Origin of the sequence: Vibrio eleionomae (assembly GCF_009874545.1) — a bacterium.
In the GTDB taxonomy this organism is placed as follows: domain Bacteria; phylum Pseudomonadota; class Gammaproteobacteria; order Enterobacterales; family Vibrionaceae; genus Vibrio; species Vibrio nitrifigilis.
The window spans coordinates 39,635-55,204 of record NZ_WEKT01000004.1 but is presented as its reverse complement, the minus strand read 5'-3'; the positions used below and the strand labels follow the sequence as shown (position 1 = coordinate 55,204).

The window sequence follows — 15,570 nt, the reverse complement described above, 5'->3', positions numbered from 1 at the left end:
AGTAAATCATTTGCTTTATTAACATGATAATTCATAATGTTCACATATAGACGACACAGTCACTCCTGAGTACGGAATACTGACAGAGGACCATAATGAAAACCGTTGACAGAATATTACACACCATCAAACGTGAAGGTGCTGTCACTGCAAAACAATTGGCCACAGACCTCAATATTACGACAATGGGAGCTCGCCAACATCTGCAGAGCTTAGAAGAAGAAGGCATTCTTGCGTTCCATGACGTCAAGGTCAAAGTGGGGCGTCCAACTCGCCATTGGTCTTTAACTCAACAAGGTCATGATCGCTTCACGGATCGCCATGGTGAACTCACTATTCAAGTGATTGAAGCTGTTGAACATCTGTTTGGATCAGAAGGTTTGGCAAAAGTAGCGGCTGAACGCGAAGCAAAAACGCTATCCCAATATCAAGACGCTCTTGCTGATTGTCAGACCTTAGAAGAAAAAGTGGCCACTTTAGTCAGTCTTCGTGAAAGTGAAGGCTACATGGCGGAATTTGAATCGACGGAGTACGGCTACGTGCTCTATGAAAATCATTGCCCCATCTGTAAAGCAGCAAAACGTTGCCCTAGCCTATGCACCTCAGAACTCACCATATTCCAAAAATTGCTCGGCGCAGATTATCACGTAGAACGTACCGAACATATTATTGAAGGTCAGCGTCGCTGTTCATACCTTATTGCTCCAATCACGTTGAAAGAGAATGACCATTCCTTCCGTGATTAAATATCACTGTGCTCATGGACGAGATCTGCCCCCTGGATCTTTAAGCCATTGGGTATAGCTCTTTATCGTATCACTAAGGAATAAATCTCACAGCTGAGAATAACGCTGCTTTTTCAACCAAACCTCTACAACTTTGCTTATGCTTAGACTGATAGCAGTGTGGCTGTCGAATAATAATTGTAGAGGAGTCAGCTATGGCTAGTAACCCATGCCACCAAGTTCTCCCTCCTTTCGAGGAGATGGTCGACTTGGCTCAAAAGGATCCTGAGGCTTTTGCTCAATTTAAACGCGACATGTGCGAAGAAATGATTCAATCAGCTTCAAACAAAATGCAACAGCGATTATGGGCTCAACAGAGCCACATTGATTTGGTGGTCAGTAAATGTAAAAACCCAGATCATACCAATGTCACCTTAATGCGCGAACTCAGCGAACAAATGGCCAAGTTCAAAGGGGCGTTGGATGGTGAAGTTGAAAAACAAGGACAAGCAGAAATTATTCCGTTCCACCAAACTGGAAACCTACACTAACGCTGTGACAGTCAGACATCAAAAAGGAGGCCAAACTCGCCTCCTTTTATGTCATATTCATTGCATAGAACCCTTCTCATGATTCATCTGCTGTAGCACCATTACTTAATGTTGACGGTTCTTCTCCATACGCATTTTTACCAACAGAACCACGTAACAAACCGCATTCAATAAAGATCCAAGCACCGCAGACCACACCAACAATCGCAAGCACACTACTAAAAAGTGATGGCTGCGACGAGACAGGATCAGACACACGTTCTGCCATAGGAAAAGCAATACGGCCCAAAATCAGCGGTAAGTTAAGTAACAACCAACCATTCCCTTTATTTCTATCATGCCAACGCTTCGACGTAACAGCCAAATCTGGAAATAACACTAAGATCCAAAATATTGGGACAACAAAACCCGACACCATAGGAAAAAATCGCGTTACAACACCAAGCACCAACAACATAAAAAAGTAGTATAAAAGGTTCCACTGCCAGAATGTTTTACGTGCGATTCTTCCTTCAAACGAAAAAAGTAACCACTTAATAGACATGCTTTAAATTCCTAGCTACCTAACCAAATCAATTTGTTACTTTCAAAAAGCTGTCTCGGTTCATTTCCCGAACGTTAATCGTCAAGCTTCTAACATGACTAACTTGTTCCGTAAGTACTGACATCAGCTGACTCGCTAACGCTTTTTTCTGTTCTATTGTTCTGCCATCTAACAGCTCAAAAGTAATATGGATAAAATCTTGGCTATCACCTTCATCACCAATTAACCAATCGTGGCAACTTAATGCTCTTGATTTCACAGCGCCAATATCAAATAAACCAGACTGTAATGCCACTTGGTGGAGATCTTCCAACAGTCCCTGCACATTCACTCGTTCATCGACTGAATTAGAATATTCCATAATCAAATTAGGCATATATAACCACACTAAGTTAAATGAAGCTCTGAGTCCTGCACTTGAGGTCATTGGGTATAAGGCGTCAGGGTAACAAATTAACAACATAAAAACCGAGAGCTTGTCGTTTCTTCTCTACACCAATACTGATCACCCTCTCAATTTTCTATTTTGCTCGAAACCATCTTTTCATGAGCATTTGGTAGAGGAAATACATATGAATGTAATTTTATTTCCAAACCACTTTCGGCTAACTTATTTTATTCCTCATACAACGCTGTAACTGCATGCAGAAGATCTCTGAAAGTCATGACCCTAGTCATGATCTGACCAGGTTTATCTGTTATATTCGTTGTCGTTATTTTTTTACATTCATTGAAATCGGAGATATTCCTATGCGTCGTCCTGTTGTGATGGGTAACTGGAAACTGAACGGTAGTAAAGCAATGGTAACTGAGCTACTAAACGGACTGAACACTGAAGTTGCAGCTGTTGAAGGTGTTGATATCGTTATCGCTCCACCAGCACTTTACATTGACCAAGCAGCTGGCCTTGTTAAAGAAGGCGGTAACAAGCTAATTCTTGGTGCACAAAACACTGACATCCACAACAGTGGTGCTTTCACTGGTGATGTTTCTCCTGAAATGCTTAAAGACCTTGGTGCTAGCCACATCATCATCGGTCACTCAGAGCGTCGTGAATACCACGAAGAATCTGATGAATTCGTAGCTAAAAAATTCGCTTTCCTAAAAGAAAACGGCCTAACTCCTGTTCTGTGTATCGGTGAATCTGAAGCTCAAAACGAAGCAGGTGAAACTGAAGCGGTTGTTTCTCGTCAAATCGATGCTGTTATCAACCACTGTGGTATTGAAGCATTTAACGGTGCAATCATCGCTTACGAACCAATCTGGGCAATCGGTACTGGTAAAGCAGCAACGGCAGAAGACGCACAACGCGTACACGCATTCATCCGTGCACACATTGCTAAACACAGCAAAGATGTGGCTGAACAAGTCATCATCCAATATGGTGGTTCTGTTAAACCAGAAAACGCACTAGCTTACTTCCAAAACCCAGACATCGACGGTGCTCTAGTTGGCGGTGCATCTCTTAAAGCAGACAGCTTTGCTGCTATCGCAAAAGCAGCTGCAGAAGCAAAAGCTTAATCATCACATTGATGTGAATGATAAAGGTCAGCTTATCGCTGACCTTTTGTTTATCAACCCCATCATTTCCCTACAGGCAATAGTGGTTATCTTCTAGAGTGGAACGCTAATTTCGCGTATCCTATCGCCTCAACTCTCTGCAACAGCTGTTCTCTATGCAAGATAAACATGGGTTACTCACCGCCCCAATTAGCAACGTATTACGTCAAATGACAGTACCGATGATCTTCGGTATGGTTGCTGTGCTCATGTTCAATTTAGTCGATACCTTTTTCATCTCCTTGCTCGGAACGCAAGCTCTTGCCGCTGTCAGTTACACCTTTCCTGTCACCTTTGGTTTAAACTGCATCACGATGGGAATTGGGGTGGGTTTATCTACCAGCATTGGTCGTTTACTCGGGCAAGGAAGTAACCATCTCGCCGCTCGCTTTTCAACTCATGGTTTATTGTTAGCAGTAGTGCTTGTCACTCTTGCTTCAGTCGCAGGCATGGTCTCAATCACACCGTTATTTAGTTTGCTTGGTGCGAAAACAAGCCTGCTACCGCTGATCCAGGACTATATGCAAGTCTGGTATGTTGCAGTACCACTACTGGTCATTCCTATGGCCGGTAACAGTGCCATTAGAGCGTCTGGAGATACCAAAACACCCGCTAAAATCATGATTTTTTCTGGTGCAATTAACGGCGGTTTGGATCCACTCTTAATCTTCGGCTATGGCCCATTTCCTGAACTCGGAATCAAAGGTGCGGCCATTTCGAGTGGTATTTCCTGGGTCGTGGCTCTAATTTGTACCTTTTATATTCTCATTAAGCGCGACAAATTGATTGCGCTGCCTAATCTCAAGCAATTACCCACTGATTGGATTCAGGTATTGAAGATTGGCACTCCTGCCGCTCTTTCTATCGCAATGACCCCTATTTCTGGCGCACTCTTGATGAAGATACTGTCATCTCATGGTACCGCCGCTGTCGCTGGCTATGGTGCGGCACAACGCATTGAATCGATACTGTTACTGGTCATTATGTCGTTAACATCAGTATTAACGCCTTTCATCGCGCAAAACTTAGGCGCAAAGAATCCTCAGCGAAGTTTTGCTGGATTATTTATGGGCATGCGCTTTTCGATCGTTTTTCAGATTCTGGTTTTCATTATGATGGTGCCTTTAAGCACTCCGCTCGCGGCGCTCTTTTCTCATGATCAAGCCGTTGAGCAAACCTTATGGCATTACTTATTGATTGTGCCTTTAAGTTATGGTTTTCAAGGTGTCGTGATGATGTTGATATCTGCACTCAATGCCCTTCACCAACCCAATAAAGCGTTTGTCTGGAGCTTCTTGCGCCTATTTGTATTCACCCTGCCCTTTGCCTGGTTTGGCTCACTCTGGTATGGAGTAGAAGGGTTATTCTTTGGTATCGCACTGGGTAATGCATTTGGAGGGCTGTTTGGTTATCTCTATGCACTGCGCTTAAGACGTATTCATATACCCAATTCATCATTGAATAAGGTTGTAAATAACCAATAAAAAAACCGCGTCATAAACGCGGCTTTCCTAAATCAATATATCGCTAAGAGTTAAATGATCTCTTCGTCTTCTTCAAGGATACTTTCTTCTTCATCTTCAAAATCCATATTTAACGGCTCTTGAGATAAAATAATACCCGTGCTATCGGCATAAATATAATCTTCAGGAAGAAATGTGACGCCACCAAAATTAACAGGCACATCAACTTCACCAATGCTCTTAGACACAGCCCCCACAGGAATTGAAGCTAGAGCCTGAATACCAATATTCATGTCCTCTAGGTCGTCAATCTCTCGAACGCAACCGTATACAATAATACCTTCCCACTCATTTTCTTCCGCTAGCGCAGCTATTTCTGAGTCGATTAAAGCGCGACGTAATGAACCGCCACCATCGATGAGCAAAACCCGCCCTAAGCCATCTTGTTCTAATGCTTCACGGATTAATCCGTTATCTTCAAAACATTTTACAGTGGTGACTTGACCAGCAAACGAGGCGCTACCGCCAAAGTTGCTGAACATGGGTTCCACGACATCGACCTGATCGAGATAGATATCACATAGCGCTGAGGTGTTGTATTCCATAGCCTAGTTCTCTCTGTGAAAGCCTAACAACGAGTATATAGAGTCAATAAGTCATTGCAATGACTCAATTCAAATTAACTTGTCAGAGTTTGTGCAATAACGACACCAACAAACAATAGGTTAGTAATAATTGAGCACTTTACAATGACCGGTAACATAGGAGCGATTTCTGCTGGCTGTTGTGTGGCCCATAGCTCGCGGCTGTGTTTAGTGACCGAAATAAGGCTAAGCAAAAATGGGACACTAATCCATACAGGCTTACCTTGCATCAATAAGTAACACGCAAATGCGACGACAGCACCAGCCAGTAACACAAAGTGATAACGTTTAGCCAAATCTTGGCCAAGGCGAACCGCTACGGTACGTTTACCACATTCAGCATCATTCTCGATATCGCGCATGTTATTAATATTAAGAACAGCGACTGCTAATAAACCACATCCTAAAGCTGGTAAGAACAATGCACCATCAATATGACCCGTGTGTAAAAAGTAAGTTCCTGATACACCAAGTAAACCAAAGAAGATAAAGACGGATAAATCCCCTAACCCCACGTAACCGTATGGTTTGTTACCCACGGTGTAAGCGATTGCTGCAGCCATAGCCAGAACACCTAAACCAATGAAAGCGATAATACTTTCAAAGCTATCTAATGCGTAAAGAACTAAACCAAGACCAGCAACAACTGTTAATAAGATATTAATATATATCGCTTGTTTCATATCCTTTAAGGTCACTGCACCAGATTGTAGCGCACGCATTGGGCCTAAACGCTTGTCGTTATCGGTTCCTTTTACTGCATCACCATAGTCATTAGCTAAGTTAGAAAGAATCTGTAACAAAGTGGCTGTTAACAAAGATAATAACGCGACAGGCCAAGAAAAATGGCCAGTTGAAAACGCAAGAGCGCTACCAGTAAGTATGGATACTAGTGCCAGTGGCAATGTTTTTGGTCGAGCAGCGTCGAGCCAAATGTGCAATGAGTTATTCATGATTACGAGATATTGATCAACATATTGCCAGTATATGCGCAATTGTGAACAGAAAAAAGCCCGCCTTAACAGGCGGGCTACAATGTTTTGTTTTTGATCAATTTATCAAAGAATAAAACGACTTAAATCTTCATCTTCAACCAATTCACCAAGGCGAGACTTCACATAATCGGCGTTCACTTCAAAACTTTCACCAGATTTGTCAGTTGCATCAAAGGAAATATCATCCATTAAACGCTCCATCACAGTGTGCAGACGACGAGCACCGATATTTTCAGTGGTTTCATTCACCTTCCAAGCTGCTTCAGCAATCTGCTTAATGCCATCTTCGGTAAAGGTGACATCGACGTTCTCTGTTTTTAATAATGCAGAATACTGCTCTGTCAATGACGCACGAGGCTCAGTCAAAATACGACGGAAGTCATCACTTGATAACGCACTTAACTCGACACGAATAGGAAGACGACCTTGTAATTCAGGAATCAAGTCCGATGGTTTCGCAACTTGGAATGCACCCGATGTGATAAACAGAATATGGTCGGTACGTACCATGCCATGTTTTGTCGTCACGGTGCTGCCCTCAATTAACGGTAGCAAGTCACGTTGCACACCTTCACGAGAAACATCAGGACCAGACGCTTCACCACGTTTACAAATCTTATCCACTTCATCGATAAACACGATACCATGGTTTTCAACGTTGAAGATCGCCTGATCTTTCAATTCATCCATGTTAACTAACTTAGCCGCTTCTTCTTCAATCAACGCTTTCAACGCATCTTTGATTTTAAGTTTGCGTTTTTTCTTCGTGTCACCACCCATGTTTTGGAACAGACCTTGTAGCTGGTTGGTCATTTCTTCCATACCTGGAGGCGCCATGATTTCTACGCCCATTTGTGGCGCGGCAACATCGATTTCGATTTCTTTATCGTCTAGTTGGCCTTCACGTAGTTTTTTACGGAACGATTGGCGAGTCGACGAATGTTGTCCATCTTTCTCATCCACTTGACCCCATGCATCACGTGCTGGAGGCAACAACGCATCCAAAATACGTTCTTCTGCTAGTTCTTCTGCGCGGAACTTCACTTTTTCCATCGCTTGCTGGCGAGTCATTTTTACCGCAACTTCGGTTAAATCACGGATAATGGTATCGACTTCTTTACCTACGTAGCCCACCTCAGTGAACTTAGTTGCTTCCACCTTAATGAATGGTGCATTTGCAAGTTTTGCTAAACGACGAGCTATTTCTGTTTTACCCACACCCGTTGGGCCAATCATTAAAATATTTTTAGGCGTCACTTCCGCACGTAAATCTTCGCTTAGCTGCATACGGCGCCAGCGGTTACGTAATGCCAAAGCAACCGCACGTTTTGCGTTGTCCTGACCAATAATGTGGCGGTTTAGTTCATCAACTATCTCGCGAGGAGTCATCTCAGACATAGGAAATCCTTAAAATTCAGTTACAAATTACTATCTTTGGTTATTCACCTTGTGGAAGAGCCGCCACAGCTTGGCTATCCTCAGGAATTTCTAGTTCTTCAATAGTATGGTATTGGTTGGTGAACACACAAATGTCCCCCGCTATTTTTAACGCTTTTTCAGCAATTTCACGTGCATCTAAATCGGTGTTTTCTAACATCGCAATCGCAGCAGCTTGGGCAAAATTACCACCGGAACCAATCGCAATAAGATCATGTTCAGGCTGAAGTACATCACCATTACCGGTAATGATGAGAGATGCTGTCTCGTCTGCTACCGCTAGAATCGCTTCCAATTTACGTAACGCGCGATCACTGCGCCAATCTTTGGCTAACTCAACTGCCGCTTTAGTTAGATGGCCTTGGTGCATCTGTAGCTTGCCTTCAAAACGCTCAAACAAAGTAAATGCATCCGCAGTACCACCAGCGAAACCAGCAAGTACTTTATTGTTGTAAAGGCGACGAACTTTCTTCGCGTTGCCTTTCATCACTGTATTACCCAGCGATACTTGTCCGTCACCCGCGATAACGACTTTATTGTTACGACGTACAGAAACGATGGTAGTCACGTGAGGGCCTCTTATCTTTTTTTCACTATGGAGTTAAGAGGATATATATGGCTGCTTAGAAGGAAATTCAAGGGGAAAGAATTGAAAGCTATTTCAAGATTCGGTCAAGACTCGATGGCGATTCAACAAAAAAGCCATCGAGAAAATGAGGATTCATCTCTCGATGGCATTTGGATAGGAGATTACAAGTTGTCTTTCATAATCAAACAAGGCTCAATCTTCGAACGCTGCAATTTATGCTTATCTTTCTCAGCTTCACGTTTGAACTTATAGGGACCAAGAACAATTCGGAACCAGCTACTGCCTTCTGTTTTACGAATTTTACTGGTCAGTCCCACAAATGCGATTCGTGCCTTACGCTCTTCCGCTTGATGCATGGTTTTAAATGCACCGCATTGCATGATGTAAGGAATCTTTGAAACTTTTAATTCCTTAGGTACCACTTCAATCTCGCGACTTGGCAACGTATCCACATAATCCCACTTTTCGGTTGGTGGCGGTGGAAGATCATCGTTAGATGATTTTTGCTTCACTGGCTTAACAGGAGTCGAGACTGCAGCAGGTGGAGTTTTTGGTGTGGGATCGCTATTGAGAATATACAATCCATAGCCAAAGGCTCCGACAGCAATAACAGCAAGTAAACCACTTTTCCACGGTTTACCTTTAGGCGACGTTTTTTTTGGGGTCGGCTTTTTAGGACTACGACCTCGTCTTACATAATCTTTATTAGCCACAAGAATTCAATAATTGACAATTTGGTCCACATGTTAATTCAGTTTACGTATAGAAAACAAACGAAAAGCTAAGGTAGCGCATAAAAATGCGCTACCTAATCAATTTTAGAGTATGTCGTATTGAATTAACCACAGCATCAGATCACTTGTCAGCACTACACAACTCGTGGTGGCGCAGCACTTTCTCGTACGATTAATTTGGTTTCAAGCAAACGAGAACCAGCCTGCACATCATGACCACGTAATAATTCCAACATCATCAACATTGCTTGGCGACCAATTTCATATCGCGGCTGTGAGATCGTCGTCAGTGGTGGATCACAATATTCAGCAAACTGAATATCATCAAAGCCCACAACGGATAAATCTTGAGGAACACGCAAACCGAGACGTTTAGCTTCTTGGATAGCACCGATTGCCATCGTGTCGTTGTGACAAAAAATCGCGGTTGGCGGCTCAGGCAGTGCCAATAACTGTTTCACCGCTTTTACGCCATCTTTAAAGGAAAAATCGCCTTTAAAACAATACGTAGGATTCATCGTAATCCCCGCTCGACGTAATGCTTGCTGATAACCTTGATGGCGGAATGAAGACAGCGCCGCCTGATCGGGGCCAGCAATTTCAGCTACTCGCTTGTGTCCCATTTGGGTCAAGTAGTTCACAGCCTCAAAAGCGGAAGTTAAATTGTCGATGTGAACCGTAGGTAACTCTAGTTCAGGCGCAAATTCACATGCCATCACCATCGGCGGCAAGTTCTTTTGTTCTGGTTTACTCACATCAAATGGTAAATCCGTTCCAAGGAGTAACATACCGTCGGCTTGCTTGGTAAATACGAGATTGACGAATGAGTTCTCTCGTTTCTTTTGCTGGCCACTATCGCCTAATAGTACAAGATATCCATGCTCCATGGCTGCATCTTCGATGCCACGAATGATCTCAGTAAAATAGGGATCACAAATATCTGGTACGATGGTGACGATCGTTTTCGATTCGTTACGGCGCAGATTTCTAGCTAAAGAATTGGGAGAATAGCCCGCTTCTAAGACTGCTTCTTCAACTCGTTTACGAGTAGAAGAAGAGACTTTCTCTGGATTCATCAAGGCACGGGATACCGTTGCCGTTGACACTCCAGCAAGCTGGGCAACATCCTTCATTGTCGCCATATAAATAACCCTCTTTCTCTATCCTGGACAGTGCAAACGCACTTTTCTTATCGTTATCGTTTACCCACATCGTCCTAAAAGCGAGGCTGACATATAAGGCATCACAATAATGGATACACCTTGCTTAATATGCGAATGCATGGGCTCAAAAACAACTCAGCAGCCCCAACGGCCACTGAAGGAATACTTTACTTAAGTCTAATGAACTACTAATGAGTAGGTTACGCTTAGATTAACAAATTTTACACTATTAGCGTGAATTCCATCACGTTTAATTGTTTCCATCCCTTTAAGGTTAGCAAACAATCTTGATTTTTCATGAAAGATCTTGCGGTTCAATGTCTAAAGTCCACCTAATCTTGTTAGCAATAGGTAGCATATTGATAGCAGGACGAGCACTGATCAACCATTTTTGCATCATTGAGCGTGTTTGCGTCTGAATCAGTAACTGCCAACGAAACTTTCCTGCCCTTTTTGCTAATGGAGCTGGCGTTGGGCCTAACACCAAACAGGTATCATCAAATATCGGATTACTTTCTAAGGTATGGCGCACTTGACGTAAGAAATCTTCGACCTGCTGCGAATTATTCGCTTCTGCTCTTAATAACGTCAAAAATGTATACGGCGGTAACATCGCTAACTTACGTTCCGCTAAGGCACTTTGCGCAAAGTGATTGTAATCTTTGGTTAATAGAGCCTGGAGCAACGCATGTTCCGGATGGTGGGTCTGTAAATAAACTTCACCCGGCTTACTCGCCCTTCCTGCTCGTCCTGCTACCTGAGTAAACAACTGGGCAAAACGCTCGGCTGCGCGAAAATCGCTGCTATACAACGACCCATCCACATCTAACAGAGCAACCATAGTAACATCCGGGAAATGATGCCCTTTCGCGAGCATTTGAGTACCAATCAAAATTTTATATTCGCCATTACGAATTGCCGTAAGAGCACTTTCTAAGCTTCCCTTACGTCTTGTGCTATCGCGATCGATACGGATTGTCTTATATTCAGGAAAAAGTTCAGCTAATTGATTCTCTAACTGCTCCGTTCCCACCCCGACAGTAACTAGGTGAGTGGATCCACAACTTTGACATTGATGAATCACAGGTCTTTGAGAACCGCAGTGATGGCACCGCATTTCATGGCTATTCTGATGATAGGTGTAATAAGCGTCACACCTTTGGCAGTCAGCAATCCAACCACACTCATGGCACATCAAAGCAGGAGAAAATCCGCGCCGGTTGAGAAATAACAGAACTTGGTTGCCCGCTTGAAGATGACGACGCATTTGCGCAATTAACGGTGCAGATAAACCACTTTCTAAATACAGCCCCTTCACATCCAAAACATGGTTCGTCGTCGGTGTTGAGAGTCCCGCGCGCTGAGTTAATTGTAAATGATGATATTTACCGGTTAACGCGTTATGGAGAGTTTCTAACGCTGGTGTTGCAGAGCCTAAAATAATTGGGATATTTTCTTTCGCAGCCCTCATCACCGCAACATCACGAGCATGATAGCGCAAACTGTCTTGCTGCTTGTAGGAAGCATCATGCTCCTCATCCACAATAATAATGCCGAGATCAGCAAAAGGCGTGAGTAACGCAGAGCGTGTACCGATAACTATCCCAGCCGCTTTATCACGAGCACTCAGCCATGCATTTAAGCGCTCGGTATCATTGAGTCCCGAGTGAATCACACTGACTGGAACATTAAATCGGCGTTTAAAGCGATTAATGGTTTGTGGTGTTAAACCGATTTCAGGCACGAGTACTAACGCCTGACGCCCTTTATCGAGCACAGGTTTAATCATATTCAGATACACTTCGGTTTTACCTGAGCCCGTCACCCCTTGTAGTAGATAACAGCCAAATCCCGGCTGTGAGTTTACTGAAGCAATCGCCACAGCCTGCTCTTGGTTCAACTTAGGTTTATCAACATCCGCTTCTATATGCTTTGGCCAAGCTTTAATTTTAGGTTGGCGCTCTTGCATTTCGATCCAACCTTTTTTTTCTACAGCTTTTAACGTCGCTGAAGAAAACTCTTCTTCCACTAACGTTTGGTGAGACACTGGCTCATTTTCTAAGCGATACATTAAACGGGCCTGTTGCACTGCTCGTTTATCAAACCCCACCATGAGTTGATTACGACCGATCTCCGTTAATCGCCATTCTCGAAGAGCAGCAAAATTAGCCTCTTTCCCTTTACGCAACAATGTTGGCATTGCGTTCGCCAAAGTGTCACCGAGAGGATGTTGATAAAATTGGCTACACCACTGTAATAAACCAAATAGAGGATCGGGCCACATAGGCTGGGTATCTAGAACGGCCTTGATTGGTTTTAACTGCTCACGAGGAAAATCGGACTCGTTGACCAACGCAGTGACAATACCCACTAATGTTTGGCGCCCAAATGGCACAGAAACACGCCCACCAATGATAGGAAATAGATGCGGTGGAACCACATAGTCAAACTGTTTATCAAGTGGAACGGGTAATGCCACTCGGGCAATCGATGGGCGCATAGTTGTTAGGTCTGGAATTGCGAATCACAGCGCACAGTCTAATAGATGCAGACTACAAATTCGACTATCTATCCTATACTTAATGAGTAAAGGCTAATTCCCTGAACCAGCCACCTCCCATTAAACCATAAAAATGGCGAAAATAGCGGCAAAATGAGTTGATCCGAGAGTGATGATTCTTTATTATATCGCGCCTTACAAGGTAGCTGCTTACTAATAGCAGTTATTTTGCACTTTATCATTAACAATACGTGTGGTGTCCAACATCGATTTGGATAGCGACACGGCCTAATTTGAGGTTATCCCATGAAAACTGGTATCCACCCAGAATACAAAGAAGTAACTGCAAACTGTTCTTGCGGCAACACTTTCGTTTTCAAATCAACTCTAGACAAAGACACTCTTCATCTAGACGTTTGTGACAAATGTCACCCATTCTACTCTGGTAAACAACGTATCGTTGATACCGGTGGTCGTGTTGATCGCTTCAACAAACGTTTCGGTACTCTATCTAGCAAAAAATAATTGCTTTCAGATATTGAACGAATTAGAAAAGGGCGCTTTTAGCGTCCTTTTTGTTTATATCCCCCCACATAACCTCAAGATTCAGAGCGCCATCAACAAACACAAATCAGGCCCACACCGGCTGGGAATCGGCTTATTGCTAGCGATATAAATCATCTAACTTTTTATAACCTGATATAAGAAGAAATTATAAAAAAGAACTTTCCTCCTTTCGCGCAAACCTTTGCCTTATTTTATCTGGTCTTATCTCTCTATTTTCTGCGAAAAAGTAGTCATTTTGCCGCTATGCAGCGTCAAATTACTGCTTTAGAATGGTCGGCTTTTCTACAAACAATAACAGAGAACAGCTATGTCCAATGACAATCAACAGGAACTGACTGCAGAAGAACAGTTTCGCCAAAAAGCCCTTGATTACCACGCAATACCAACTCCAGGTAAAATTGCGATCTCTTTGACTAAACCTGCGGACTCTGCTGAAGACTTATCTCTAGCTTATAGCCCAGGTGTTGCAGAGCCAGTGCGTGAAATCGCGCAAAACGTAGAAAACGTTTACAAATACACAGGTAAAGGTAACACCGTTGCCGTTATCTCAAACGGTACCGCAATCCTAGGCCTAGGTAACTTAGGTCCGCTTGCCTCTAAACCAGTAATGGAAGGTAAGGCGCTACTATTCAAACGCTTTGCTGGTATCGACTCTATCGACATCGAAGTAAAACACCGCACTATCGACGAGTTCGTTGATACGGTTGCTAACATTGCGGATACATTCGGCGGCATCAACCTAGAAGACATTAAAGCACCTGATTGTTTCGAAATCGAACGTCGCTTGATTGAACGTTGTGATGTGCCAGTATTCCACGATGACCAACACGGTACAGCAATCGTAACCGCAGCAGGTATGCTGAACGCTATCGAACTTCAAGGTAAAAAACTTGAAGAATGTACCATCGTTTGTCTTGGCGCTGGTGCTGCAGCGGTTGCATGTATGGAATTGCTTATCCAATGCGGTGCAATGCGTGAAAAAATCTACATGTTAGACCGTAAAGGTGTAATTCATACTCGTCGTAGCGACATCAATGAACACAAACAGCGCTTTGCGAGCAACACAGACAAACGCACTCTGACTGATGTTATTGAAGGTGCGGATCTATTCCTTGGTGTATCAGGTCCTAACCTGCTTACAGAAGAACAGATCAAGCTGATGGCTGATAAACCAGTTATCTTTGCATGTTCTAACCCAGATCCAGAAATCAAACCTGAATTAGCTCAAACAGCTCGTCCAGACATGATTATGGGCACAGGTCGTAGTGACTACCCTAACCAGGTTAACAACGTATTATGTTTCCCATTTATTTTCCGCGGCGCTCTAGATGTTCGCGCGAGAGAAATCAACATTGAAATGAAATTGGCTGCGGTTGAAGCAATTCGCTCATTAGCAAAAGAAGACGTTCCTGCAAACGTACTAAAAGCAGCGGGTGTTGAATCACTGAGCTTTGGTCCTGATTACATCATTCCAAAACCAATGGATGCACGCCTACTTCCTCGTGTTGCTCGCGCAGTGGCTCAAGCTGCAGTAGACTCAGGTGTTGCTCGTATCGAGCTACCAGCAGGTTACATGGAAGACTAAGGTCTGACTAATAAGCAATATTGAGTAATGCTTATCCCTAAATGCAAAAGCCCCCAACCTTGGTTGGGGGCTTTTTACTTTTAATGACGCGAATGTGCAAACGTCATTAACAATAGTAATACGACTTAGTCATCAAATGATTCAAATTCGATGCCCATTGCAGTCATTAGCTCTTTGGCTTCAACAGGAATGTCATCTGGGCGATCTTTTCGCAAATCTTCATCGGTCGGCAAAGGCTGACCAGTGTACGCATGCAAAAACGCTTCACACAGAAGTTCACTGTTAGTAGCATGACGTAAATTATTGATTTGGCGGCGAGTACGCTCATCAGTCAACACTTTAAGTACTTTAAGAGGAATAGATACGGTAATTTTTTTTACTTGTTCACTCTTCTTACCATGTTCTGCATAAGGGCTAATATAATCGCCGTTCCAGTCTGCCATTGCGCACCTTCGTTAAACTAATTTCACTAATGAATATTAAAGACCCCAATTTTAGCGGGATTTACTGCCA

The 15,570-nt window shown here is 43.3% G+C and carries 16 protein-coding genes; 6 read left to right on the top strand and 10 right to left on the bottom strand.

Annotated elements, in window-relative coordinates; all coding sequences use genetic code 11:
* Positions 1-95 precede the first annotated feature (95 nt).
* On the top strand, positions 96-746 hold the full coding sequence (locus F9817_RS03490; protein WP_161153578.1) for a helix-turn-helix transcriptional regulator: 651 nt from the start codon (positions 96-98) through the stop codon (positions 744-746).
* A 194-nt stretch (positions 747-940) separates the two neighbouring features.
* Complete coding sequence (locus F9817_RS03485) at positions 941-1,276, top strand: DUF3135 domain-containing protein (protein ID WP_161153577.1); 336 nt, start codon at positions 941-943, stop codon at positions 1,274-1,276.
* 76 nt (positions 1,277-1,352) lie between these two features.
* On the opposite strand, the gene F9817_RS03480 is transcribed toward F9817_RS03485, so the two are convergent.
* On the bottom strand, positions 1,353-1,820 hold the full coding sequence (locus tag F9817_RS03480) for a DUF805 domain-containing protein (protein WP_161153576.1): 468 nt from the start codon (positions 1,818-1,820) through the stop codon (positions 1,353-1,355).
* 28 nt (positions 1,821-1,848) lie between these two features.
* Positions 1,849-2,196 (bottom strand): 5-carboxymethyl-2-hydroxymuconate Delta-isomerase, encoded by a 348-nt coding sequence (locus F9817_RS03475; protein WP_161153575.1) that lies wholly within the window; start codon positions 2,194-2,196, stop codon positions 1,849-1,851.
* 374 nt (positions 2,197-2,570) lie between these two features.
* On the opposite strand from F9817_RS03475, the gene tpiA reads away from it, so the two are divergent.
* Positions 2,571-3,341, top strand: coding sequence for a triose-phosphate isomerase (tpiA, locus tag F9817_RS03470; RefSeq protein WP_161153574.1), 771 nt, complete (start codon positions 2,571-2,573; stop codon positions 3,339-3,341).
* 155 nt (positions 3,342-3,496) lie between these two features.
* Complete coding sequence (locus F9817_RS03465; protein ID WP_161153573.1) at positions 3,497-4,864, top strand: MATE family efflux transporter; 1,368 nt, start codon at positions 3,497-3,499, stop codon at positions 4,862-4,864.
* 50 nt (positions 4,865-4,914) lie between these two features.
* Here the strand turns inward: F9817_RS03465 and rraA are convergent, their stop codons facing one another.
* The 7 genes from rraA to priA form a co-directional block, all read right to left on the bottom strand.
* A complete protein-coding gene (gene rraA / locus F9817_RS03460) occupies positions 4,915-5,448 on the bottom strand; it encodes a ribonuclease E activity regulator RraA (protein WP_161153572.1) in 534 nt (177 codons plus the stop codon).
* Positions 5,449-5,522: 74 nt separating this feature from the next.
* Positions 5,523-6,440 carry a 1,4-dihydroxy-2-naphthoate polyprenyltransferase gene (locus F9817_RS03455; protein WP_161153571.1) on the bottom strand — a complete coding sequence of 306 codons (918 nt, stop codon included), beginning with the start codon at positions 6,438-6,440 and terminating at the stop codon, positions 5,523-5,525.
* A 105-nt stretch (positions 6,441-6,545) separates the two neighbouring features.
* A complete protein-coding gene (gene hslU, locus F9817_RS03450; protein ID WP_161153570.1) occupies positions 6,546-7,880 on the bottom strand; it encodes an ATP-dependent protease ATPase subunit HslU in 1,335 nt (444 codons plus the stop codon).
* Between the two features lie 40 nt (positions 7,881-7,920).
* Positions 7,921-8,487 carry an ATP-dependent protease subunit HslV gene (gene hslV / locus F9817_RS03445; protein WP_161153569.1) on the bottom strand — a complete coding sequence of 189 codons (567 nt, stop codon included), beginning with the start codon at positions 8,485-8,487 and terminating at the stop codon, positions 7,921-7,923.
* 182 nt (positions 8,488-8,669) lie between these two features.
* Entirely contained in the window at positions 8,670-9,221 is a 552-nt protein-coding gene (locus F9817_RS03440; protein ID WP_161153568.1) for an SPOR domain-containing protein, read from the bottom strand.
* A gap of 155 nt (positions 9,222-9,376) precedes the next feature.
* Positions 9,377-10,390 carry a DNA-binding transcriptional regulator CytR gene (cytR, locus tag F9817_RS03435; protein WP_329604835.1) on the bottom strand — a complete coding sequence of 338 codons (1,014 nt, stop codon included), beginning with the start codon at positions 10,388-10,390 and terminating at the stop codon, positions 9,377-9,379.
* A 310-nt stretch (positions 10,391-10,700) separates the two neighbouring features.
* Positions 10,701-12,905 (bottom strand): primosomal protein N', encoded by a 2,205-nt coding sequence (priA, locus tag F9817_RS03430; protein ID WP_161153566.1) that lies wholly within the window; start codon positions 12,903-12,905, stop codon positions 10,701-10,703.
* 306 nt (positions 12,906-13,211) lie between these two features.
* Between priA and rpmE the strand changes: the two genes are divergently transcribed.
* Entirely contained in the window at positions 13,212-13,430 is a 219-nt protein-coding gene (gene rpmE / locus F9817_RS03425; protein WP_161153565.1) for a 50S ribosomal protein L31, read from the top strand.
* A 349-nt stretch (positions 13,431-13,779) separates the two neighbouring features.
* Positions 13,780-15,057: a malic enzyme-like NAD(P)-binding protein gene (locus F9817_RS03420; protein WP_161153564.1), complete on the top strand. Its 1,278-nt coding sequence runs from the start codon at positions 13,780-13,782 to the stop codon at positions 15,055-15,057.
* A gap of 125 nt (positions 15,058-15,182) precedes the next feature.
* On the opposite strand, the gene metJ is transcribed toward F9817_RS03420, so the two are convergent.
* Positions 15,183-15,500 carry a met regulon transcriptional regulator MetJ gene (metJ, locus tag F9817_RS03415; RefSeq protein ID WP_161153563.1) on the bottom strand — a complete coding sequence of 106 codons (318 nt, stop codon included), beginning with the start codon at positions 15,498-15,500 and terminating at the stop codon, positions 15,183-15,185.
* Between the last annotated feature and the right edge of the window lie 70 nt (positions 15,501-15,570).

What these genes read in the sequence shown, in the direction of transcription:
- F9817_RS03490 (WP_161153578.1), top strand. Translation starts at nt 96, where the DNA reads ATGAAAACCGTTGACAGAATATTACACACCATCAAACGTGAAGGTGCT.
- F9817_RS03485 (WP_161153577.1), top strand. Translation starts at nt 941, where the DNA reads ATGGCTAGTAACCCATGCCACCAAGTTCTCCCTCCTTTCGAGGAGATG.
- F9817_RS03480 (WP_161153576.1), bottom strand. Translation starts at nt 1,820, where the DNA reads ATGTCTATTAAGTGGTTACTTTTTTCGTTTGAAGGAAGAATCGCACGT.
- F9817_RS03475 (WP_161153575.1), bottom strand. Translation starts at nt 2,196, where the DNA reads ATGCCTAATTTGATTATGGAATATTCTAATTCAGTCGATGAACGAGTG.
- tpiA (WP_161153574.1), top strand. Translation starts at nt 2,571, where the DNA reads ATGCGTCGTCCTGTTGTGATGGGTAACTGGAAACTGAACGGTAGTAAA.
- F9817_RS03465 (WP_161153573.1), top strand. Translation starts at nt 3,497, where the DNA reads ATGCAAGATAAACATGGGTTACTCACCGCCCCAATTAGCAACGTATTA.
- rraA (WP_161153572.1), bottom strand. Translation starts at nt 5,448, where the DNA reads ATGGAATACAACACCTCAGCGCTATGTGATATCTATCTCGATCAGGTC.
- F9817_RS03455 (WP_161153571.1), bottom strand. Translation starts at nt 6,440, where the DNA reads ATGAATAACTCATTGCACATTTGGCTCGACGCTGCTCGACCAAAAACA.
- hslU (WP_161153570.1), bottom strand. Translation starts at nt 7,880, where the DNA reads ATGTCTGAGATGACTCCTCGCGAGATAGTTGATGAACTAAACCGCCAC.
- priA (WP_161153566.1), bottom strand. Translation starts at nt 12,905, where the DNA reads ATGCGCCCATCGATTGCCCGAGTGGCATTACCCGTTCCACTTGATAAA.
- rpmE (WP_161153565.1), top strand. Translation starts at nt 13,212, where the DNA reads ATGAAAACTGGTATCCACCCAGAATACAAAGAAGTAACTGCAAACTGT.
- F9817_RS03420 (WP_161153564.1), top strand. Translation starts at nt 13,780, where the DNA reads ATGTCCAATGACAATCAACAGGAACTGACTGCAGAAGAACAGTTTCGC.
- metJ (WP_161153563.1), bottom strand. Translation starts at nt 15,500, where the DNA reads ATGGCAGACTGGAACGGCGATTATATTAGCCCTTATGCAGAACATGGT.